23 protein-coding genes and 1 riboswitch are annotated in these 21,252 nt (G+C 50.8%); of the genes, 20 read left to right on the forward strand and 3 right to left on the reverse strand.

Features of this window, described 5'->3' with window-relative positions; all coding sequences use genetic code 11:
* Nucleotides 1-17 precede the first annotated feature (17 nt).
* Nucleotides 18-434, forward strand: coding sequence for a GNAT family N-acetyltransferase (locus AC0YOB_RS13315; protein ID WP_475793219.1), 417 nt, complete (start codon nucleotides 18-20; stop codon nucleotides 432-434).
* A gap of 628 nt (nucleotides 435-1,062) precedes the next feature.
* On the opposite strand, the gene AC0YOB_RS13320 is transcribed toward AC0YOB_RS13315, so the two are convergent.
* The 3 genes from AC0YOB_RS13320 to AC0YOB_RS13330 all read right to left on the reverse strand — a co-directional run bounded on the left by AC0YOB_RS13320 (nucleotide 1,063) and on the right by AC0YOB_RS13330 (nucleotide 3,126).
* A complete protein-coding gene (locus AC0YOB_RS13320) occupies nucleotides 1,063-1,236 on the reverse strand; it encodes a hypothetical protein (protein WP_475793220.1) in 174 nt (57 codons plus the stop codon).
* A gap of 18 nt (nucleotides 1,237-1,254) precedes the next feature.
* On the reverse strand, nucleotides 1,255-2,280 hold the full coding sequence (locus AC0YOB_RS13325; RefSeq protein ID WP_475793221.1) for a stalk domain-containing protein: 1,026 nt from the start codon (nucleotides 2,278-2,280) through the stop codon (nucleotides 1,255-1,257).
* A 669-nt stretch (nucleotides 2,281-2,949) separates the two neighbouring features.
* Entirely contained in the window at nucleotides 2,950-3,126 is a 177-nt protein-coding gene (locus tag AC0YOB_RS13330; RefSeq protein WP_475793222.1) for a hypothetical protein, read from the reverse strand.
* 490 nt (nucleotides 3,127-3,616) lie between these two features.
* Here AC0YOB_RS13330 and AC0YOB_RS13335 point away from each other — a divergent pair, with 490 nt between their 5' ends.
* The 19 genes from AC0YOB_RS13335 to AC0YOB_RS13425 all read left to right on the forward strand — a co-directional run bounded on the left by AC0YOB_RS13335 (nucleotide 3,617) and on the right by AC0YOB_RS13425 (nucleotide 21,241).
* Nucleotides 3,617-4,270, forward strand: a complete 654-nt coding sequence (locus tag AC0YOB_RS13335) for a stage V sporulation protein AA (protein WP_475793223.1) — start codon at nucleotides 3,617-3,619, stop codon at nucleotides 4,268-4,270.
* Complete coding sequence (locus AC0YOB_RS13340) at nucleotides 4,263-4,697, forward strand: stage V sporulation protein AB (protein WP_210041672.1); 435 nt, start codon at nucleotides 4,263-4,265, stop codon at nucleotides 4,695-4,697. Before AC0YOB_RS13335 ends, AC0YOB_RS13340 begins: the two co-directional genes overlap by 8 nt.
* A 304-nt stretch (nucleotides 4,698-5,001) precedes the next feature.
* Complete coding sequence (locus AC0YOB_RS13345; RefSeq protein ID WP_475793559.1) at nucleotides 5,002-6,852, forward strand: spore germination protein; 1,851 nt, start codon at nucleotides 5,002-5,004, stop codon at nucleotides 6,850-6,852.
* 129 nt (nucleotides 6,853-6,981) lie between these two features.
* On the forward strand, nucleotides 6,982-8,313 hold the full coding sequence (gene lysA, locus AC0YOB_RS13350) for a diaminopimelate decarboxylase (protein ID WP_210041670.1): 1,332 nt from the start codon (nucleotides 6,982-6,984) through the stop codon (nucleotides 8,311-8,313).
* 615 nt (nucleotides 8,314-8,928) lie between these two features.
* Nucleotides 8,929-9,360: a peptidylprolyl isomerase gene (locus tag AC0YOB_RS13355; protein WP_210041668.1), complete on the forward strand. Its 432-nt coding sequence runs from the start codon at nucleotides 8,929-8,931 to the stop codon at nucleotides 9,358-9,360.
* 166 nt (nucleotides 9,361-9,526) lie between these two features.
* Nucleotides 9,527-9,874 (forward strand): hypothetical protein, encoded by a 348-nt coding sequence (locus AC0YOB_RS13360; RefSeq protein WP_475786481.1) that lies wholly within the window; start codon nucleotides 9,527-9,529, stop codon nucleotides 9,872-9,874.
* Between the two features lie 254 nt (nucleotides 9,875-10,128).
* A riboswitch (FMN riboswitch) is annotated at nucleotides 10,129-10,326 on the forward strand.
* Between the two features lie 175 nt (nucleotides 10,327-10,501).
* Nucleotides 10,502-11,599, forward strand: a complete 1,098-nt coding sequence (ribD, locus tag AC0YOB_RS13365; protein WP_475793224.1) for a bifunctional diaminohydroxyphosphoribosylaminopyrimidine deaminase/5-amino-6-(5-phosphoribosylamino)uracil reductase RibD — start codon at nucleotides 10,502-10,504, stop codon at nucleotides 11,597-11,599.
* A gap of 33 nt (nucleotides 11,600-11,632) precedes the next feature.
* Nucleotides 11,633-12,328: a riboflavin synthase gene (ribE, locus tag AC0YOB_RS13370; protein WP_475767966.1), complete on the forward strand. Its 696-nt coding sequence runs from the start codon at nucleotides 11,633-11,635 to the stop codon at nucleotides 12,326-12,328.
* A 36-nt stretch (nucleotides 12,329-12,364) separates the two neighbouring features.
* A complete protein-coding gene (locus AC0YOB_RS13375) occupies nucleotides 12,365-13,606 on the forward strand; it encodes a bifunctional 3,4-dihydroxy-2-butanone-4-phosphate synthase/GTP cyclohydrolase II (protein WP_475793225.1) in 1,242 nt (413 codons plus the stop codon).
* Between the two features lie 54 nt (nucleotides 13,607-13,660).
* On the forward strand, nucleotides 13,661-14,134 hold the full coding sequence (gene ribH / locus AC0YOB_RS13380) for a 6,7-dimethyl-8-ribityllumazine synthase (RefSeq protein WP_210041652.1): 474 nt from the start codon (nucleotides 13,661-13,663) through the stop codon (nucleotides 14,132-14,134).
* Between the two features lie 17 nt (nucleotides 14,135-14,151).
* Nucleotides 14,152-14,931 carry a segregation and condensation protein A gene (locus AC0YOB_RS13385; protein ID WP_475767963.1) on the forward strand — a complete coding sequence of 260 codons (780 nt, stop codon included), beginning with the start codon at nucleotides 14,152-14,154 and terminating at the stop codon, nucleotides 14,929-14,931.
* On the forward strand, nucleotides 14,900-15,520 hold the full coding sequence (gene scpB / locus AC0YOB_RS13390) for an SMC-Scp complex subunit ScpB (protein WP_210041642.1): 621 nt from the start codon (nucleotides 14,900-14,902) through the stop codon (nucleotides 15,518-15,520). The genes AC0YOB_RS13385 and scpB overlap by 32 nt, the downstream gene beginning before the upstream one ends.
* A gap of 65 nt (nucleotides 15,521-15,585) precedes the next feature.
* Complete coding sequence (locus AC0YOB_RS13395) at nucleotides 15,586-16,281, forward strand: DUF2953 domain-containing protein (RefSeq protein WP_475793226.1); 696 nt, start codon at nucleotides 15,586-15,588, stop codon at nucleotides 16,279-16,281.
* Nucleotides 16,282-16,374: 93 nt separating this feature from the next.
* Nucleotides 16,375-16,863 (forward strand): GerW family sporulation protein, encoded by a 489-nt coding sequence (gene ytfJ, locus AC0YOB_RS13400; protein ID WP_475786487.1) that lies wholly within the window; start codon nucleotides 16,375-16,377, stop codon nucleotides 16,861-16,863.
* A 411-nt stretch (nucleotides 16,864-17,274) separates the two neighbouring features.
* Nucleotides 17,275-18,492, forward strand: a complete 1,218-nt coding sequence (locus tag AC0YOB_RS13405) for a D-alanyl-D-alanine carboxypeptidase family protein (protein ID WP_475793227.1) — start codon at nucleotides 17,275-17,277, stop codon at nucleotides 18,490-18,492.
* Nucleotides 18,486-19,193 (forward strand): nucleoside recognition domain-containing protein, encoded by a 708-nt coding sequence (locus AC0YOB_RS13410; RefSeq protein ID WP_475793228.1) that lies wholly within the window; start codon nucleotides 18,486-18,488, stop codon nucleotides 19,191-19,193. Before AC0YOB_RS13405 ends, AC0YOB_RS13410 begins: the two co-directional genes overlap by 7 nt.
* A complete protein-coding gene (locus AC0YOB_RS13415; protein ID WP_379114571.1) occupies nucleotides 19,186-19,719 on the forward strand; it encodes a spore maturation protein in 534 nt (177 codons plus the stop codon). Before AC0YOB_RS13410 ends, AC0YOB_RS13415 begins: the two co-directional genes overlap by 8 nt.
* Before the next feature lie 135 nt (nucleotides 19,720-19,854).
* Complete coding sequence (locus tag AC0YOB_RS13420; protein WP_475786490.1) at nucleotides 19,855-20,595, forward strand: pseudouridine synthase; 741 nt, start codon at nucleotides 19,855-19,857, stop codon at nucleotides 20,593-20,595.
* A gap of 118 nt (nucleotides 20,596-20,713) precedes the next feature.
* Nucleotides 20,714-21,241: a redoxin domain-containing protein gene (locus AC0YOB_RS13425; protein WP_210041611.1), complete on the forward strand. Its 528-nt coding sequence runs from the start codon at nucleotides 20,714-20,716 to the stop codon at nucleotides 21,239-21,241.
* Nucleotides 21,242-21,252 lie beyond the last annotated feature (11 nt).

Genomic DNA, 21,252 nt, shown 5'->3' on the forward strand with positions numbered 1-21,252 from the left:
CTATGGGAGGTATACAGATGGAGTGGATTCATGATTGCCTGCCTTACAGAATCAGTGACAGTATGAAAGAACTGCAGCCGGATGTGATCTTTGCACTATTAAAGAGCAGTTATTGGGCTGCGGAACGGTCGAAAGAAACCCTTGTGAATAGCTGGAATGAATCGCTTTGTTTCGGCCTTTACAGAGCGGATGGGCTTCAAGTCGGTTTCATGCGGGTTGTAACGGATGGAGCAACTTTTTCCTGGCTGTGCGACGTAATCGTCGACACTGAACATCGCGGAAAAGGACTCGGCAAATGGATGATGGCTGTTATGGTCGACCATCCTCGCATTCGCTATACGAATATTTATCTCAATACACAAGATGCGCATGGTCTCTATGAGAAGTATGGCTTCGTACGATGGGAAACGATGGTCCGCCGTGCTGCTCGATAACCCCTTTGTACAACAAACAACAGGCAGCCCAACTAAAAACCTTTAATTTCGAAAAAGTTATTCCCAACGATTTTATCGGACCTTCGCCGGCTAGAAAAACTATAATATCGTTTTAAGTTAAGTCTAGTAGATTCTCGAAAAAAATTTCCCAACTTTAGTGGCATTATTCTCAGGATTATTCGGTGCGTTACTGGGTAACTTTTTACAGAAACTGTATTCGTTTTGCAGGGCTCTCCATCAAGGGGCCGCTTTTTTCTTGAAGTTATTGGAGATTGCGATTTGCTGCTACGTTCACTTTATTGCTCTTCTTCCCATGCGGCAATCGACTTATAATTATTTATCGGAAAGGTCATCTATCGCTTGAACTGCTAGTTCCAACGCTTTAATTCTTCTTTCTAAACGCGTTCTTTGGGGACTACCAGCCTTTGATTTAACATAACCGTTTTTAATTGATGGAAATAAACCAGTCATAACATTGCGAGCTTCTGCTAAATCTGGTAGCTTTCGGAGCAACTACAGCGTCACGATTGGTTACAAGTTCATGTCTACGGCTAAGGATATAAATTCTTGTTCTTGTCCCCGGACAGTCGCGAACGAACAGCTTTCAATTCGTTCTACTGCACTTTGATTAATATAAAAATGGAGCAGCTGCCGAAGGCAGCTGCTCTTGAACAAGCATCTGCTCCGGCAGCCGACCGCGAAGGGTGGGATCTTCTGCGGAATACCCTGACGAATAACCGACGACGGGCACGACATTCAGCGGCAAATTCACACTCGAGTAGGCAATTCCGCTCCCTTGCATGCATAATCGGAGTTCACTTCAATACCCGTTGTACTCGATTTCCTTCACGAGTTCATTTTCGTGATAGAACAGCACGCGCTCAAGCTTCGCTTCACTTGGCATCGGAATCAGGAATCCGGGTTTATCTCCGACCGGAAAGGTCAAATCACTCAACTTACCTTGTTCCCCGCGGTAGATGACTTTTACCGAGTTGATGTTCGCTTTAGTCGCATTGTCATGAGTGCCGATGCCCAGATAATCACCGTACGCGCTGACCGTCAAGCCGTCCTCGGGCATGTCCATCCCGTAACGAGCGCTCTCTTCGCCGAGTCCCCCGTTCTTGAGCCGCTGAATCAAGAACATCGACACGTCCGAATCGGTTACCTGCAGAACCACTGCCGCGTATTTCGAAATGATCGCATAGTCGACGATCGAAGTATTGAGTTGCCCGATATAAGCATCGATTTCCCCTTCAGTGATTGCATGCCCGGAAGGGTCGTCATCCGGAAGCGGGTATTCGCTCAGCCAGGCCGCCCATTCTTCGGCCGGTTCAAGATTGCTGCGGTATTCATCGTCCGTGCGCAGATTCACGGCATTCTTGCTTGCATTCCAGCTTACGGACAAGCCAAGCCGTTCCGCAACGAAACGCAGTGGTACGAGCACTTGACGGTTCTGCTCGAATGGGACCGCGTCTCCCAAGTCACCCGACTCCGGCGTATCGCTATCAGTGCGGGAGCTGCTATAGAAGCTTTCACCGACGCGCAGCGTAAGGGATGTCCGATAATTATAGATATCCAGATAGCGCATTCCTTTATTATCCGAAATCAAGAATTCCGCTTGAATGTCCGGATGGTTAAACAGCTCAAGCGGCGCATAAAGCCGATTCCCCGCGCCCCATACAAGCGCCACACCTGTAATCCCGAATGGCTCGCCGTTAATGCTCAGGCTCACGTGCTGTTTCTCCTGCAACCGAACGCTTTGGGCTGTAGCATGCCCCGGGTGCAGCGTCCCCACCGCCATGCCTGCGGCAGCGATCATTGCCAAACCCAATTTCAACCCTTTCATGTCCATCACTCCACTCCGATAATTGCATCCTCTTCCTGTTTAGTTATCGGTTGGAACGCTCCATTCTTCTACTAAACGTTGAATATACATATTCGTCGTGCCGCCGCCATAATTTTTAACCCGTGTTCGCGATGCAGCATCCGCATTCGATGGATCAGCTCGTCAAAATCCTCACCCGATAATTATGTCGGAGGACAAGAACATATTTCCATTCGTATTGCGCCGCCGCCGCCCGGCAGCACTGCTGAACATCGGCCGGCCATAAAATAAAAAAGCCGCGCAGCGCGCGGATGACACATTAAAGCAATGTCATGGTATTCAAGATTTTCAATACATCGGTTATCTTGTATGAACGCCCTTGTAGCCGGGTAAATGCCTCCTCCGTATTCTTCACGTCTGAATTCGGATCCCCATTATCCACGACACATCAAAATCCCTGACAACTTTGCATGCGTTATGATCAAAAACTGATTGTTTTCCTACACTTATTGTTAACTTTTACCTCCTCGGTCTACCGGCGAACGGCGCTGGCCGTCCCGGCCGCAGTCGGCCACCGGATCTGCTGCTAGGCTATCCAGCCCGTTCCCGTCATGCTACCGGACAGAGATAATTCATCCTTGACTTCCGCTTTATTAAGTTTAACGAATAGTGCGCTTCTCTACAAAAGGGTCAGTCGAGTACTGTAAAATTCATTTCTGAAAATATTTTTTCCAACGGAATTCCTTCAGCTCGTGCAAACTGCACAAGTGCAACCACAATTGGCCAACCAACTCCGGCATTCCCGACAACAAACATGTCTTTTCCCCAATCATCGTCATAATGCGCCATCCCGGCCTGTTCGAGCACTTCAATTTCCTTTTTTGAAGTATTTACATTTATGCCAAGTTTCTACGTCGCCTTTTCCTTGAAAGAATACAAGCCGGTGATCCTCCTGCAAGAAATACGCGCTAATCTAAACGGCGCAGCGCTTGCAGGCTTATCGAATGAGCAGTTCCGTGAAACACAAATTTTGCTTTGGTTATACGAAGGCCACTTCACGCCCTATAAATTTCATTAAGGCTTGAAGGGAAGAAATTAACTTTGCCGCCAAAGGACGACGAAGCCGTTTCTTCTTGAACATTCAAATTTCAATAAAGGCAGAAAGCGGGTTACAAGTATTACCACTACCCGTCTGCAGCGGCAGAATCCCAGTATTGGCCGTGCAAAGACAGACGAAGCAGGCTGCGAACGGAATAATGGCAGAAATTGTTCGCGCAGGGGTGACTATCCAAGGCAGCCTTTAATCATACTAAAGGGAATAACCCCAGTTGGGCACGGGTGATTGGAGGGAGCGGACATGGGATCAGCAGCTAATTCGACTCTTTATTTGCGTCTGCGCAAGCGAATCCTGATCAAGCCTGGCGGAAGCGTCACGCTCGGGCAGGCGGCCCGTATCTTCAGCGCCGACTCTGCGCTGGAGTCCAGGCTCCAGACTCTCCTGCTTCATCAGCATAAGAGCAAGGACGGGAACCGTGTAGTTATCGACCTGCTACAGATCATTCAAGCCATTCGCGAGGCTGAAGCTGAAGTGGAAATCGAACCCTTCGGAGATCCGCAGGTGCTGGTCGTCGTTTTGGATAATCCGCCCAAACCGAAGATGCTTGTGCTGGCGGCAGCCTGGCTGTTGTTGTTTTTCGGATCCGGGCTCGCCATTATGAATTTCCACACGGATGTCAGCATGAAAGAGGTTCACATCCGGATTACGGAGCTTGTGACCGGCCGCAAGAATGATCACCCCCTGTGGTTTCAAATTCCTTATTCCATCGGTATCGGGGCGGGGATGATCGTTTTTTTTAACCGTCTGTTCCGTAAAAGGTTTAACGAAGAACCTAATCCGCTGGAAGTCGAGCTTTATATATACGAGGAAAATGTGAATGACTGCGTCATCGCCGAGGAAATGTATAAAAAGAACGAAAACATCCCGATGAAAGCGAAGATCCGCAATGATTAGCTGGGCCGCTAACGGATTTGCCGCAATATTGGGCCTTGCCGGGGGCCTTGCTGTCGGAAGCGGGTTTGTCGCTCTGATCATTGTGCTTGATATTATTCCGAGGCTGGCCCAGCTTGCTTTTGCCTACCGCAAATCAATCTGGTTTGAAAGCTCCGTTATACTGGGGGCGGTGTACTGGTCCCTGGCGGATTTTATGGACTGGCGTCTGTCGCTGCCGCGCCATCTTACTTTGGCGTTCATGGGGCTCTTCGACGGTATCTTCGTAGGCATGCTGGCCGCAGCTCTCACCGAGGTCATGAATGTTCTGCCCATTCTGGCGAAACGGCTGAATTTAAGCAGCTTTACAGTATGGCTGGTGACGGCGATGGTGCTTGGCAAGATCGTAGGCTCATTATTCGACTGGCTCTATTTTCAATGGCCGGAATGACTTTTTGCAAATCTTCTTACTGGTCCGCCAAGACAGACTATACATTTTCTAAATGGAGGCAGGGAGTATGAGAATGGATGAGCATAAAGAATTTAAACCTTCTCCCATGATTATCCCGAAGCCTGTCGAAGGGCAATGGAAGGAAGGGAATTATGGCATTAAGCCCCGGCCAATAGGCGGGGAAGTGGATATTGAGCCCTTGCTGGAGGAACTTGAGATTCTCGCAGATGCCCTGGAGGATGTGCAAGAAGAACATGGGGGTGGCAGAGAAGACTCCGGTGAAAGGATGGAAGCGCCGGGAGGGATGCCTCAGGCAGATTCTGCAGGAAGTGAGGAGAGGGTAGGCGAGGAAGAACCCGGATATAAAGAGAAACAGCTCCAGTCAGAATCAACCGGCGAAGGAAAGCAGGATCTCGGGATGGAAGCGGCAGAAGACGAGGGAATGCGGACAATCTCTACTGACGGAGAGGAGCAGAACCCGGCTGTAGAAGCAGAATCAACTGACGGAGAGGAGCGGGGCTTTAAGCTTAAGCGGGAATTCGCAGCTGGGGACTCCGTGCCTGCGTCTGACAGACGGAATGCTGATAAGAGTCAGGCCGGACCGGCGTTTGGGGAAGAGCAGGAATTCGAAATAGATCCTATTATCGGGAGGTGGAAAGAGCAGAGGCAGGAGGAGCAAAAACGCGATCCGAATCCGATACCGGTGGTGCTTGAGCTATTTATCAAGAAACTGGAGGATGAGATCGGGTATAAAAAAAGCTTCGATGTGGTCGTCAGGGAAATGACTTTCGGCGATAAGCGGACCGCATTGTTTTTCCTTAATGGTTTTGCCAAGGATACGGTGCTTACAGAGGTGCTGAAGCGCTTGACGTATCTGCAGCCTGAAGATTTATCCACAGGCGTGATTCACTCCTTCCTTGAATTATACGTCCCGGCTGTCCAGGTCGCCCGTGAAAGCGACTGGGATAATATGATGACAGCCGTGATGTCCGGCGCAACGGCGCTCTATATAGATGGGGAAAGCACGCTGCTCATGATCGATGCCAAGAGCTTCCCCTCACGTCAGCCGGAAGAGCCGTCGCTTGAACGCGTCGTGCGCGGCAGCCGCGACGGGTTTGTGGAAACGATGCTTGTGAATGTAACGCTCGTGCGCAGACGGCTGCGGGACAAGCATCTGCGCTATGAAATCATGAGGCTCGGAGACCGCACCCAGACGGATATCTGTTTGGCTTATATCGACGATATCGCCGACATGGAACTGGTGGAATCGATTCGGGATAAAATATCGCAGGTCAAGCTGGACGGTCTGCCGCTGGCTGACAAGCAGCTTGAGGAAGCAACCGTGAAGCGGGGATGGAACCCTTTTCCACTTGTAAGGTATTCGGAGCGGCCCGATGTGGTGGCCGTGCATCTGATGGAGGGCCATGTTGCCGTCTTCGTGGATACGACACCCAGCGTCATGATGCTGCCGACAACCTTCTTTGATCTGATTCAGCATGCCGAGGAAAACCGCCAAACGCCATTCATTGGCACGTACTTGCGCTGGGTGCGTTATATAGGCATACTGGCATCCCTTTTCTTGCTGCCGATATGGTTTTTGTTCACGCTCCAGCCGGAGCTGAAGCCGCCTTTCCTTGAATTTGTTGGCGTGCAGAAGGCAGGTCGGCTGCCGCTTGTCGCTCAATTTCTATTGGCCGAGCTCGGCGTTGATTTGCTGCGGCTGGCATCTGTACATACACCTACGCCGCTTGCGACAGCCATGTCATTGATAGCCGCTATACTGATCGGCGATATCGCGGTGCAGACCGGGCTGTTCGTCAATGAGGTCATTCTGTACATGGCTGTTTCTGCAATCGGAATGTTTGCGACACCAAGCTATGAGCTTGGTCTTGCGAACCGGATCGTCCGTCTGATTCTCATTGTTGCGGTGGCTGCGTTCAAGGTGCCGGGCTTCATGATCGGGACAACCTTTCTGCTTATCTATCTGGTCGTGAGCCGATCATTCAACCGTCCCTATATGTGGCCGTTCATTCCGTTTGATATGCAGGGACTATGGAGTGTCATCATCCGCATACCTGTCCTGCACAACCGCACCCGTCCGAATATGCTTAAGCCGCAGCAGCGCAAACGGATGCCCGAGAGCAACAAGAAGTGATTCCATTTTGCAAAAAATACAAATCTAATGCGTATTTATCCATTTCGGTCAGCGGGGGAATCGGGTATACTCGTGTTAAATGGTGCAAACCAGCCAATTCGAATAATTGGAGAACACGGAGGGAAATACATGTACTTACACGGAACCAGCAAAATCAACCCGCAGGGACATTTGGAGATTGGCGGCTGCGATACCGCGGATCTCGCGAAGCAGTTCGGAACACCGTTATATATCGTCGATGAGGCGCTTGTTCGCCAGCGTGCCCGCGAATATGTCGAGTCTTTCCGGGCATCGGGCCTGAAATTCCAGGTAGCCTACGCCAGTAAAGCATTCAGCGTTATGGCGATGTGCGCGATTGCGGAGCAGGAGGATCTTTCCCTTGATGTCGTATCGGACGGCGAGCTGTACACCGCTATCAAAGCGGGATTCCCGGCTGGACGCATTCATTTCCACGGCAACAACAAGACTCCGGAGGAAATCAACATGGCGCTTGATGCCAATATCGGCTGTTTTGTTGTGGACAATTTCATCGAGCTTGCTCTGCTGAACGCATTGGCTGGCGACAAAGGCAAAAAAGTCAATGTGCTTTTGCGCATCACGCCTGGTGTCGAGGCCCATACCCATGATTACATCTCAACAGGTCAAACCGATTCCAAATTCGGCTTCGATCTGGGCAATGGCTCCGCTTATCGCGCTATTGAAGAAACGGCTTCGCTGGCTAATCTTGAGCTGCTGGGCGTACATTCCCACATCGGCTCGCAAATTTTTGAAGTCGAAGGCTTCCAGATGGCGGTCGACAAAGTAGCCGGCTTTGCCGTTAAAGTACGCGATGAGTTGAAGATCACATTCCGCGTCATCAACCTTGGCGGGGGCATTGGCATCCGCTACACCGAGGTCGACACACCGCTCCCGATTTCTCAATATGTGAAGGCCATTACGGATTCCATCAAATCCAACTTCTCGGCAGCCAGCTATCCGCTTCCGGAGATCTGGGTCGAGCCAGGCAGAAGCATGGTAGGCGATGCGGGAACGACCTTGTACACGATCGGGACAAGCAAAGAAATCCCGGGTGTCCGCAAATATATTGCTGTAGACGGCGGGATGACCGACAATCCCCGTCCTGCTCTTTATGAGTCCAAATACGAAGCTATGCTCGCCAACCGCGCCAACGACCCGGTTGTAGAAACCGTAACCGTTGCCGGCAAATGCTGCGAGAGCGGCGACAAGCTTATCCTGGATCTGGAGCTGCCAAAAGCGGAAATCGGCGACCTGCTCGCTGTCTCCTGTACAGGAGCCTACAACTACGCCATGGCGAGCAACTACAACCGGATTCGCCGTCCGGCAGTCGTATTTGTCAAAGACGGCCAGGCAGATGTTGTGGTCAAACGCGAGTCGATGGACGATATTATCGGCAATGACGTCATCCCGGCCCGCATGCTGCAGCAATCCGCAGCCAAATAAAGCGCTGAATTATCCCGTTGTCACCCATGTCCCCCACAGCTGATGGATTTTCTGTGGGGGACATGCTTTGTATACCCATAGGTTCATGCTATAATATCAAAAGTCAGATGCAAGACAGCTTTCAGCTTTGTAATACCAAACGTTTGGCCCAGCCGAACGATCCCTTGATCTTGTCCTCAAGTATTGGTATCTTGATCTTTAAGGTGTAGTATATTGATCCTTAATCTCTGATGTCTTGATCTTTAAGGTTTGATGTCGTTGACCTTTCTTTAAGGGACTGTTGTTTCAAACAAGCCTATAACGTTTGGCGCAGCCGAACGGATCTCTAAAGGTCAGCTTCCGGACGGAAGGCAGGACGCGGCAAGCAGCAGGCGGTTATGGGAAAGCGTTGAAAGCAGCAGGCACCACGGGCAAAAAGTGTCTTACACGCGGAAAAAGTCAAGTGTGTCCGGGTAAGCGGACGTAAACGATCCCACCGCCGAAAGTTTCATCGAAGACGGCCCCGCAGCAGTCACGCCCAGTCCGGGGTCCAGGGGCGGAGCGCCCTGGGGTCCCCCTTAGCAAAGGGGGATTTAGGGGGATGTTAATTTTAATTCCAGAAAGGATATGATTAAATTGGCAAAACAAGCAAAAATCACCATGGAAAACGGCGCAGAGGTAAAAATCGACCTGTTCGAAAAGGATGCGCCCAATACGGTAGCAAACTTTGAGAAGCTGGCAAATGACGGCTTTTATAACGGTCTTGTATTCCATCGTGTCATTCCTGGCTTTGTCGCACAAGGCGGATGTCCGAACGGTATTGGCAACGGCGGTCCAGGCTACCAGATCGATTGTGAGATCAACCCGAACAAGCATGAGCGCGGAGCGCTTGCCATGGCCCATGCCGGCCGCAACACAGGGGGAAGCCAGTTCTACATCGTGTTTCAGCCGCAGCCTCATCTGGACGGAGAGCACACGGTTTTCGGCAAAGTAACCGAGGGCATGGAGCATGTGGATGGCTTTAAAGGCCGCGACAAAATGCAAAAAGTGGAAGTCGTTGAAGTTTAAAATTATTATATATCGGTAAACAAACAACCCGTGCAGGCGTTCATGCCTGCACGGGTTGTTTGTTTCGCAGCGCGGGGACTCGTTTAATAACCTTTAACGCAGCTAATATTACCGTTTTCGCCGGCTGTTACGGCCGGAATGCTGCGAATCGAGAGGAGGGGTCCATATGTTGCCTCAAACCTATTATGTGTCCATCACTTCAGGAACGATTGAAACGGAATTGACCGGAACAGACCAATTAACCGTTCAGGCGAGCGAGGACGAGCTTGCTCTGCTTCAGCATAAGCTGGACAAGGAAAAATATACGGACGATATCACATCGCTGCGCGCAATCATTCCGTTTAAATCCTCGGATCATGATAAATCGGAAGAGCAGTATAGCGAAGATATTCGAGATTTGTACGCATATATTTATCAAATCGGCACGCTGGAGACGAAAAAGCATATTGAATCCATGAAGATACTGCCTAAACTGACCAATCAGGATTACACCATGCCGGGCTATAAGAAATAAAAAAAGGACCCGCTTGGCATGAGCGGGTCAAGTCAATCTATATGAATGGGGGGTCGTTATTTAGAAGTATAGCGGCCCTACCTTAAGACAAAATGAAACAAACCTGATAATTAAATTAAAATTCAAAGTGCAAGCCTATTGGGCTATTGACTGAGGCAAGGATGAAAATCCTTGCTTTTTTCATTTTCAAGTGGTACTATTTCAATCAAGTTAATCCATTTGTTTGGTAGGATTAAGCAACATCAAATATTTGCAACTACCTTCGGGGTCGGGTGAAATTCCCAACCGGCGGTGATCAAAGCATGAGAATGAGGGTATACCGAATTCCGGCTTTGTCAGTCCGTGACCCGTTTCGCATAATATCGGTTCTCCTAGTGAGGATTCGGCAGTGAAACGGTGGACCTGGTGTAAATCCGGGACCGACAGTACAGTCTGGATGGGAGAAGGGGACGTTTGCAAAGCTCATTTTCATTTCTTGTCTTCTTTGTTCTTTTTTTCACAAAGATGACTGGTTTGTTTGAATGTGCCTTTGATCCGTCTTTTTCAAGATTTTCAAACCATCACCCCGTTGGCAGCTTGCCTGCATAGGGGTGATTTTTTATTTCCATTGAGGTGCTGGATGACGAAATGTACATGAAGCTGGCCCTGGACATGGCGTCTAAAGCAAAAGGGCAAACCGGCATTAATCCGGTTGTCGGCTGTGTCGTGGTGAATGGAGGCCGTATTGTCGGTCTTGGAGCCCACCTCAAGCGGGGGGAAGGCCACGCCGAGGTACATGCGCTTGCAATGGCTGGAGAAAATGCGGAAGGGTCCACCGTTTATGTAACCCTTGAGCCATGCAGTCATCATGGCAGGACCCCACCCTGCTGTGAACGGATTATCGAAGCAAAGGCTTCCCGGGTAGTGGTCGCTTGTCTCGATCCCAATCCCTTGGTTGCAGGCCGCGGTGTTGCCCGTCTTCGGGAAGAAGGGATCGCCGTTGAGGTCGGACTGCTGGGTGAAGAATCGCGCCGTATGAATGAAGCCTTCAATAAATTCATTACCAAGAGGCTGCCTTATGTAACGATGAAAACAGCGATGACGCTGGACGGGAAAATCGCCGCGAGGACGGGTGACAGCCGGTATGTAAGCGGACCGGAATCGCGTGCGCTTGTACACACCTTAAGGCATCAGAATATGGCGATCATGATCGGGGTGCAGACGGCAATCGCGGACGATCCGGAATTAACGACGCGGTTGAGCGTCCCGGCTCTTCACCCAATCCGCATTGTAGTCGACTCCAGGCTTCGCCTGTCAGCCAAGGCAAGGCTTGTAAAGGACCTTACCTCCCGCGTCATTGTGCTGACTGTCGAGGGCGCTGATACCGGGAGAAGAGCTGAGCTTGAGTCACAAGGGGTAGAGGTGCTTAGCTGCGGGTCGGGCGATAGAGTTGATTTGCGCATTGCGATGCACAAGCTCGGCGAGCTTGAGATTGCTTCCATTCTGCTCGAAGGCGGAGGCGTGCTGAACGGCTCTATGCTGGAAGTTGGGCTTATCGACAAGATTATCCTCTTCGTTGCGCCAAAGCTGATAGGCGGTCCCTCTTCCCCCGAAGCTTTCACGTTTGGCGGATTTGAAAAAATGAGCGAGGCGATTGAACTGTCTGAGCTGACTTTTGAACGTATCGGCAGTGACCTTTGCCTGACAGGTTATCCGGATTACAAGCATCTGCCGGAAGCAGATTAATAAGATTGAAGAAATTGTAAGGGAGGTGTGGGCGTGTTTACAGGTCTGATTGAGGAAATTGGCGCCCTGAAGCGAAGCTATAAGCAGGGGGAAGCGATGATGATGACGATCGAAGCTTCCCGCGTGCTGGAGGATGCGGCGATTGGCGACAGCATCAGCGTAAATGGCGTTTGCCTGACGGTAACGGAGCTGTCGGGTTCAACTTTCACGGCAGATGTGATGCCGCAAACCTTTCGCCATACCAACCTGAAGGATACACGGCCAGGCGACCGGGTCAATCTGGAGCGGGCTATGAAAGCGGGGGGACGCTACGGCGGCCATATTGTTCAGGGACATGTGGATGGGACAGGAACCATTGCTACCCGGACAACGGATGCAAACGCGGTTGTTTTTACGATTCGGCCGCATGACAGCGACTTGATGAGGTATGTAATTCCGCAAGGCTCGATCACAGTTGACGGTATCAGCCTGACGGTGGTCGATGTGGATTCCATTGCTTTCACAGTCTCGATTATTCCCCACACGCTTCGCGCGACAGCTCTGCAGCTGAAACAGGCGGGCAGCAGCATCAATATCGAATGCGATGTACTGGGCAAATATGTGGACCATCTGCTCCACTTCAAAGGCGGAGCTAAAGAGGGCGCAGCTAACGGCGCAGGCGGCGGCAAGCAGGCGGCCGGCTCCAGAGGGATCACAGCCGCGTTTTTGGCTGACAATGGCTTTTATTAAACGACCGACACCTAGACGATAAAGGAGGATACCAGCATGACAGAAGAGCAGCAGAATTCGTATTTAAAGGAAGACGAAGTATTTGACAGCATCGAAGCCGCGATTTATGATCTTATTCTGGGCAAAGCGGTTATTGTTGTGGATGACGAAGACCGCGAGAATGAAGGCGATCTGATTGCGCTGGCGGATAAAGCAACGCCGGAAATCATTAATTTTATGATTTCTGAAGCCCGCGGCCTTGTCTGTGTGCCCATCACCCAGGAGCGTGCCGAGGAGCTGGAGCTGCCGCCAATGGTTACGCATAATACGGATTATCACGGTACAGCCTTCACCGTATCCGTTGACTATATATCCACATCGACAGGCATTTCCGCTGGCGAGCGCTCACAGACGGTCAAGGCTTTGATGAATCCGAATACCAAAGCCGCCGATTTCCGCCGCCCGGGCCATATCTTCCCGCTCATAGCCAAAAAAGGCGGCGTCCTGCGCCGTACCGGACACACCGAAGCCGCTATCGATCTGGCGCGGATGTGCGGTTCCGCACCTGCTGCGGTAATTTGTGAAATCATTAAAGAGGATGGCACCATGGCCCGGCTTCCCGACCTGGTGGAATTCAAAAACAAGCATAACCTGAAGCTGATCACCATCCAGAATTTGATACATTACCGCAATGAGAAGGAAAAGCTTATCGAGCGTGCGGTTGATGTCAATCTGCCGACTGATTTTGGTGTATTCCGCGCTGTAGCCTATACGAATGAGGTGGACAACAAGGAGCATGTGGCCCTTGTTAAAGGCGAGATCGATCCCGACAAGCCGACACTGGTTCGTGTCCACTCGGAGTGTCTGACCGGCGATGTGTTCCATTCCCACCGCTGTGATTGCGGTCCGCAGCTTGAAGCGGCGCTCCGCCAGATTGAGGAAGCCGGCTCCGGCGTTCTGCTTTATATGCGCCAGGAGGGCCGCGGAATTGGTCTGATCAACAAATTAAAGGCCTATGTGCTGCAGGAGCAGGGATTCGACACGGTTGACGCGAATATTAAATTGGGATTCGCTCCCGATTTGCGGGAATACGGCATTGGCGCTCAAATCCTGAAAGATCTGGGCATTCGCAAAATGCGTCTGTTAACCAACAACCCGCGCAAAATTAAAGGGCTTGAAGGTTATGGAATAGAAGTGGTTGAACGTGTTCCGATTCAAATGGTATCCAATAAGGACAATGAGAAATATCTCCACACCAAGAAGGAAAAGCTGGGCCATTTGCTGGAATTTGAAATTTAATTTCTTGCCTTATAGAGGCAAAGACAAACCCAATTATGGAAGGATGACATCAAAATGCCGCATATATATGAAGGACATTTAATTGTAAATGAAGGTCAACGCTTTGGAGTCGTCGTTGGACGGTTCAATGAATTTATTTCCAGCAAGCTGCTTGGCGGCGCGCTTGACGCATTCAAGCGTCATGGCACGGATGATGCCAATGTGGAAGTGGCCTGGGTTCCAGGCGCATTTGAAATCCCGCTGATCGCCCAGAAGATGGCAGAGAGCGGGAAATACGACGCTGTCATAACCCTTGGCGCGGTAATACGCGGATCGACTCCGCATTTTGATTATGTATGCAATGAGGCAGCCAAGGGAGTTTCGGCTGTAGCTCTGAAAACCGGCGTCCCGACAATCTTTGGCGTTCTTACTGTGGACACGATCGAGCAGGCTATTGAGCGCGCGGGTACGAAAGCGGGCAATAAAGGATGGGAAGCGGCGGTAACGGCCATTGAGATGGCTAACCTGACCAGACAGCTGCAAGGGTAAGGAGGGGCTTGGCCGTCATGACGGTAACATACAAACTGGAAGCGTTCGAAGGTCCGCTTGATCTACTGCTTCATCTGATCGATAAAGCAGAGATTGACATTCACGAGGTATCCATCAGTGAAATTACGGATCAATATATGGATTACTTAAGTGCAATGCAGGAGCTGGAGCTGGAAGTTACGAGCGAATTTCTCGTTATGGCGGCTACCTTGTTGTCCATCAAAAGCAGACAGCTGCTTCCGAAACCGCCGGTTATCGAGGATGATTATGACATGTGGGAAGACGATGGTCTGGACCCTCATGACGAATTGATTGCGAAGCTGGTGGAATACAGGAAATTCAAGCAAATTGCGGAGCAGCTGCGGGAGCAGGAATTCGAACGGAGCCTTCTTTATACGAAGGAGCCGGAGGATCTGACGCCATTCATGAAGGCTGAGCCGGTTAACCCCATTGAAGGGCTGCATGTCGGAGACCTGATCAAAGCGTTCCAGAAGGCGCTGCGCAAGGCGGTCAGACGAAATATGGTGTCGACTATTCACCGGGACGAGATCTCGGTGAAGGACCGCATCCGTGATATTATGGACCTGCTGCGCGAGCATGAGACCGTCCGCTTCTCCAAGCTGATTCGCGAGGAGATGGGCCGCCATGAAATTGTCGTTACCTTTCTCGCCATTCTGGAACTGATGAAGATGAAGCAGGTTACATGTTTTCAGCATCAATTATTTGACGATATAGTCGTTCATTGGAGAGGAGAAGCAGTAGAAAGTGGAATTCTCGAAGTTGAAATCGATTATTGAAGGCCTGCTTTTTATGGCTGGAGACGAAGGCTTGAGCGTCAAGCAGCTGGCGGATATTTTAGAGCTGGATGCCACGGTAGCCTCCGATATCGCCAAGGATTTGATGAAGGAATTAAAGCAGAAAAAACGCGGTATTCAGATGTCATTCGTTGCCGGCGCGTTCAGATTGACGACAAACCCGGCCCATTCCTCCTATTTTGAGCGGATGGCCTATACGCCGACAAGATCAAGCCTGTCGCAGGCGGCGCTGGAAACTTTGTCCATTGTGGCATACCGGCAGCCGATTACACGAGTGGATATCGAAGAAATTCGCGGCGTCAAGAGTGATCGGGCCCTGCATACGCTGGTTGTCAAAGATCTGATTGAAGGCGTGGGTCGTGCCGAAGCGATTGGACGGCCGATTCTGTACGGGACGACCAAATCATTCCTGGATTATTTCGGATTGGCCAGTCTGGATGCGCTGCCCGAACCGGCCGAGGTCGATGATGATTCGCTGGACGAGCAAACGCAGCTGCTGTTCGACAAGCTTGAGAACCGTCAGATTACGATTGACGAAGTGCCTGATGCAGCACATGATGATGAAGCATGAATGAGATTTGTCCGTTAGGTCATACTATATCCGACCAATTATAGGGAAACGGGGGAAAGACGCCCATGCTAGGGTACCCGCTCGGATGGATGATCGCGGCAGGTCTCTTTTTTTTGCTCTTGTTAGCCGCTGCACTTTCGCCTGTCGTGATTCGTGGTCATGTGAAGCGGATCGGCCAGGATGATCAGGCTGAGCTGCAGATCCGCGCACTTATGGGATTGGTTCATTACCACTGGAAGCTATCCGATATACGGAAGAAAGAAAAAGGTCTGGAAGTAAAAAAAGAAGCGGCCGAAGAGAATCTTGGTGGAAGCAAACAGCAATCATCTACTGACCATTTGGATTCACAAACGGCTATGAAGTCTTTTCAAAGCGTTCTAAAGATACTTGGGCAAACCAGAGATCTGCTCGGGTGGGCCAGGCGGACCCTCGGACATATTCATGTAACCGAATGGAAATGGCATACGGCAGTGGGGACCGGCGATGCGGTATGGACGGCCATGGTAACCGGCTTCATCTGGTCGGCCAAAACAACGTCAATTGGCCTGCTATCCCAGCTTATCCGCTTGACTCATGATCCCGTGCTCACGGTACAGCCTGTATATAACCAGGTTTATTTTGCAACAGAAGGCCGGTTTAAAGCAAGAATCCGTCTTGGTTACGCGATTTATGCCACTATCGTATTGATGTACCGCCTGAAGAAGGTCAACGGCATTCCCAAGGGTCTGGTTGGCTGGCAGCGTATTTTAATGCGTGCCTGAATCACATAAAGGATGCGGCTTGGGGGAACGCTAAAGACTGCAATGTGCAGGTTGGGATTTGACGATATGATCGATCTTAAGGAGGATAACCCAGTGGCAGACCATCCGATTCAAGGCTTAATGCAAACCGCAATGGAAAATATTAAAGAAATGGTGGATGTAAATACTATCGTTGGCGATCCCGTCCAGACTCCGGACGGCAGTGTTATTATGCCGATATCCAAGGTTGGCTTTGGTTTTGTGGCAGGCGGCAGTGATATCCGGTTTGATCATGAGACCGAGCACCATTCCAAGCAGCATGAAGGACATTCGGCATCCGTGTCGCTTCCCTTCGGAGGCGGCAGCGGCGGCGGCGTATCCATCACGCCTATCGCTTTTCTGGTAGTGGGCGTACATGGCGTCCGTATTGTACCTCTTGATAACCAGACTCATCTTATGGAGCGTGTCATTGACTCCGCACCGAAGGTTTTTGAGAAAATCCAAAGCATGTTCCAGCGGGACGATCTGGATATTGATCGTGACCGTGATCGTGATTCGCTTCATATTGACCGGCACGACCGAACCGAAGGAAAATATATCTAAAATGCTCCGTGTCTTAACGGGCTTTGGAGTTCGTAAGTTGATAGCACCTATAGAAACCGTTCATCCCCGGCGGTTTCTTTTTTTTACGTGCTTGTCCGGACAACAGGACAAAGGGCATAACCAGACTGCTTGTTCATATAATAGTACAAGACCCATTCACCAGAGATTACATATGCCTAAGAACAGTGGCTGAATCACAATGAAAACGAGTTTTTGGTATTTAAGGGTGGATTTCAATGAAGACCACCAAAAACTCTAAGTTTATGCTTACGAAGCGAGTTTTTGGTATTCAAGGGTGGTTATTCAATGAAGACCACGAAAAACTCTAAGTTTATGCTTACGAAGCGAGTTTTTGGTATTCAAGGGTGGTTATTCAATGAAGACCACCAAAAACTCTTTAGGAGGAAGCGTATGAGGCTTGTCCGTTTATTGATTGGTCTTACGGGGATAGTAACCCTTGCATGTTCAGGGATCACTGGTATCGGTGCCCCGCTTGCTGCATATGCCGACGCTCCGGAGCCGATTACGACACATGCGAAAGCTGCCGCTCTCATCGATGTGGAATCCGGGCGTCTTCTATACACCTCCCAGGGTGATGAACAGATGAAAATCGCCAGTCTGACCAAAATCATGACGGCCATTGTGGCCATTGAGCATGGCAAGCTCTCGGATATGGTGAAAACAAGCAAGCGGGCGGCAGGCAGGGAAGGCTCATCGATTTATTTGAAGCTGGGTGAGGAAATGAGCTTGCAGAATATGCTTTACGGCTTGATGCTGCGCTCCGGCAATGATGTGGCAACGGCGATTGCCGAGCATGTAGGCGGCTCCGAGGAAGGCTTCGTCCACATGATGAACGATAAGGCACAGATGCTGGGGATGACGAATTCACAATTTATGAACCCGCATGGACTTGATATCGAGGGTCATTATTCGACGGCCAATGATATGGCCAAGCTGACCGCTTACGCGCTGAAGAATCCGACCTTCAAAGAAATTGTGAAAACCAAAGTGAAAACGGCCCCCAATCCAAATGATGAATGGGACTATACATGGAAAAACAAAAATAAAATGCTCACGATGTATGACGGGGCGGATGGAGTGAAAACCGGCTACACCAAACAGGCATTACGCTGCCTGGTCAGCTCGGCGACAAGAGAAGGCCAGCAGCTGGCCGTTGTGACGTTGAACGACGGCAATGATTGGCTTGATCACCAGAAGCTGCTGGATTGGGGCTTTGCCAACTATCCGCTTGCCGAGGTCACCCACAAGGGACAGGCGGTTAATGGCTATCCCCTGTCGGTAGGACGCACAATGCTTTATCCGTTTGCGGAGGGGGAGAAGGAGCAGCTTCGCTCCAAGCTGGTGCTGACCGATTCCAGGAAGACCGAGTACTTGCTCGGTGAGCGGGGGAAAATTGATTGGTATATGGGGGATGTGAAAATCGGCTCTACACCTGTATATGAACCGCAGAGCAGCCGAATTCAGCAAACTCAGCAGCCGGAACGGGCACCTGCGGACGAGAAGGATGCCGATCTCACTGCCGCCAAGCCGGCAATGCATTCATTCGGAAGTGCGTTGAAACTGACACTCTCTATGTTATTTGGAGGGAAGGAGAGGGCAGGATGGTAAACTGGATCTGGTTATTTTTTATTGCAATCAGCTTTGTTGCCGCGGTCATGAATGGTCGTATGGAAGCCCTGACGGAAGCAGCCTTCGAGGGGGCCAAGAACGGCGTATCGGTCAGTTTCGGCTTAATCAGCGTCATGGTGCTGTGGCTGGGATTGATGCGGATTGCCGAAGACGCCGGTCTCCTCCGCAAAATGGCCTCGCTGCTTCAGCCCGTGGTGCGCTTCCTGTTTCCGGATGTCCCCAAAGGGCATCCGGCGCTCGGCTACATTATGAGCAATATGAGCGCCAATATTCTGGGACTCGGCAATGCGGCCACGCCCATGGGGATCAAAGCCATGCAGGAGCTGCAGAAGCTGAATCCCGACAAGGAAACGGCAACGCCCGCCATGTGCACACTTCTCGCTCTCAATACTTCCAGTATCACACTGGTGCCCACTACCCTGATTGCTATCCGGATGACCTATGGCTCGGCGCATCCGGCCGAAATTGTCGGGACTACCCTGGCTGCAACGCTGGTGGCCACCGTAGCTGCCATCGCAGCTGACCGCTGGTACAGAAGCCGCGCTAAGCCGCCGAAATGGACGGACAAGGACGGAGGTCATATTGATTCGCCTGTAAAGGCACCCCGTGAGTTCATTGCTCATGACGGCGCCCCGCCTGACGGAAGCGTTGGCAGCGGAAAGGGTGAGGTTCTTGTATGAATGGATAACGGTGATATCGGCCTGGATGATCCCTTTTATTATCGTATTTATTCCGCTGTACGCCGCCTTTCGCAGAATTCCAGTCTACGAGACGTTTCTGGAGGGTGCCAAAGACGGCTTCGGCACAGCCGTTAACATTATTCCTCATCTCGTGGGGATGATGGTTGCCATCAGCATGTTCCGGGCTTCGGGAGCGATGGATATGCTTGCTTCTTTGATCAGTCCCCTGCTTGATCAGCTGGGCGTACCCAGTGAAGTGCTCCCCCTGGGCCTGCTCAGGCCTCTGACCGGAGCGGGCTCGCTCGCGTTTACTGCGGAGCTGATCAAAACCTTCGGACCCGATTCGATGATAGGACGCATGGCCTCGACGATTCAAGGGAGCACGGATACGACCTTGTACGTGCTTACTGTCTATTTCGGAGCGATCGGCATCCGCCGCAGCCGCTATGCCCTGAAGGTTGGGCTTTTCTCCGATCTGGTCGGCTTTATAGCAGCTATTATCATCTGTTTATATGTGTTTGGATGAAACAATCGCTCAAAGCCCGTTAAGGGGCTGCATGATCTCCTTCCAAAGAGACGGCAGCCTCCCTTGACGGGCTTCTTTGATCAACCTTTCCTTTGCTGCCGCTTTTAGGGTATTATGAAGGATGAGGTGAAAGCATTGGAACGTTTACAGAAAATTTTGGCGCATGCGGGCGTGGCTTCACGGCGTAAATGCGAAGAGCTTATTTTATCCGGACAGGTTGAAGTCAATGGCGAGCCTGTTACAACGCTAGGGGTGAAAGCAGACCCGGCCTTGGATATCATTACAGTAAAAGGAAAGCCTATTAAGAGCGAGAAAAAGCTTTATCTGGTTCTTAACAAGCCTAAGGGGGTCATTACGAGCGCAAGCGATCCACAGGGACGCACGATCGTATCCGACTTTCTGCACGGCATAACGGAGCGGGTATATCCGGTCGGAAGACTGGATTATGATACGGAAGGGCTTCTGCTTCTGACGAACGACGGGGAGTTTGCCAATCTGCTTACCCATCCCAGCCATCATGTGCCCAAGACCTATTGGGCGACCGTGAAGGGCGTGCCTCACGGCAGCTTGCTGGAGAAGCTGCAGAACGGCGTCATGCTCGAGGACGGGATGACGGCTCCCGCCGAGGTGGAGTATCATGATGTGGATACGGAGAAGAACCTGTCTACGATATCCATTACGATTTATGAAGGCCGCAACCGCCAGGTAAGGCGTATGTTCGACGCGATTTCCCATCCGGTGATTCTGCTGCGCAGAATCAAATTCGGAGAGCTTAGTCTGCTTGGACTGAAAAGAGGAAAGTATCGTCATTTAACACCCAAGGAAGTTGAACTCCTGCTAAAATCTGCTGTCAAGACACATAAAATTCAAAAATAACGAGCGGCGGCAATCTCAATTGCCGTCGGTTTTCGTTATAATCAATATGACACGAAAGCGAACTGTGATTAGCCTGTCGGGACTATACTTTTTATGCATAGGGCGGTGAATAATACGCATGAAATCAAACCGCAGAGCCATACAAATTACTATCTTTCTTGCTGTGCTGCTGCTGGGCGGCTATGCGATCGGCAATGCCCTGTTCGCTTCAAGCGACGGTCTGCCGCGCAAAGGGGATAAACCGCCGAGCTTTGCCCTTCTGGGCATCGACGGCAAGACGCACAGGCTCTCAGATTACAAGGGTAAAGCACTTGTGGTTAATTTCTGGGGAACCTTCTGTCCGGGGTGCGTAACGGAAACGCCGGATCTTCAGAAGCAGTACGAGCAGCAGGGAGACAAGCCCTTTGAGATTATCGGGATTAATTTGGGCGAAGACAAATTGACGGTTAATAATTTCATCAAGCAGTATGGAGTAAGCTACACGATAGTACAGGATGAGAATCGCAAAGTGGAGCGCCAATATGGATTGAAATCGTATCCGACAACTTTTTTTATCAAACCGAACGGAACGATTATGGACATTTTCGTCGGGCCGATGACGGAAAAGGACATTGACGAGCGCGTCACGAAACTGCTTCAGTCCTGACCGAGGGAGGT

This window comes from Paenibacillus sp. JT31N17 (assembly GCF_056269255.1).

Coding starts and splice junctions, on each gene's coding strand:
- AC0YOB_RS13315 (WP_475793219.1), top strand. CDS start 18: ATGGAGTGGATTCATGATTGCCTGCCTTACAGAATCAGTGACAGTATG.
- AC0YOB_RS13320 (WP_475793220.1), bottom strand. CDS start 1,236: ATGCAAGGGAGCGGAATTGCCTACTCGAGTGTGAATTTGCCGCTGAAT.
- AC0YOB_RS13325 (WP_475793221.1), bottom strand. CDS start 2,280: ATGAAAGGGTTGAAATTGGGTTTGGCAATGATCGCTGCCGCAGGCATG.
- AC0YOB_RS13335 (WP_475793223.1), top strand. CDS start 3,617: ATGGGATCAGCAGCTAATTCGACTCTTTATTTGCGTCTGCGCAAGCGA.
- AC0YOB_RS13340 (WP_210041672.1), top strand. CDS start 4,263: ATGATTAGCTGGGCCGCTAACGGATTTGCCGCAATATTGGGCCTTGCC.
- AC0YOB_RS13345 (WP_475793559.1), top strand. CDS start 5,002: ATGCCTCAGGCAGATTCTGCAGGAAGTGAGGAGAGGGTAGGCGAGGAA.
- lysA (WP_210041670.1), top strand. CDS start 6,982: ATGTACTTACACGGAACCAGCAAAATCAACCCGCAGGGACATTTGGAG.
- AC0YOB_RS13360 (WP_475786481.1), top strand. CDS start 9,527: ATGTTGCCTCAAACCTATTATGTGTCCATCACTTCAGGAACGATTGAA.
- ribD (WP_475793224.1), top strand. CDS start 10,502: ATGTACATGAAGCTGGCCCTGGACATGGCGTCTAAAGCAAAAGGGCAA.
- AC0YOB_RS13375 (WP_475793225.1), top strand. CDS start 12,365: ATGACAGAAGAGCAGCAGAATTCGTATTTAAAGGAAGACGAAGTATTT.
- ribH (WP_210041652.1), top strand. CDS start 13,661: ATGCCGCATATATATGAAGGACATTTAATTGTAAATGAAGGTCAACGC.
- AC0YOB_RS13385 (WP_475767963.1), top strand. CDS start 14,152: ATGACGGTAACATACAAACTGGAAGCGTTCGAAGGTCCGCTTGATCTA.
- AC0YOB_RS13395 (WP_475793226.1), top strand. CDS start 15,586: ATGCTAGGGTACCCGCTCGGATGGATGATCGCGGCAGGTCTCTTTTTT.
- AC0YOB_RS13405 (WP_475793227.1), top strand. CDS start 17,275: ATGAGGCTTGTCCGTTTATTGATTGGTCTTACGGGGATAGTAACCCTT.
- AC0YOB_RS13410 (WP_475793228.1), top strand. CDS start 18,486: ATGGTAAACTGGATCTGGTTATTTTTTATTGCAATCAGCTTTGTTGCC.
- AC0YOB_RS13425 (WP_210041611.1), top strand. CDS start 20,714: ATGAAATCAAACCGCAGAGCCATACAAATTACTATCTTTCTTGCTGTG.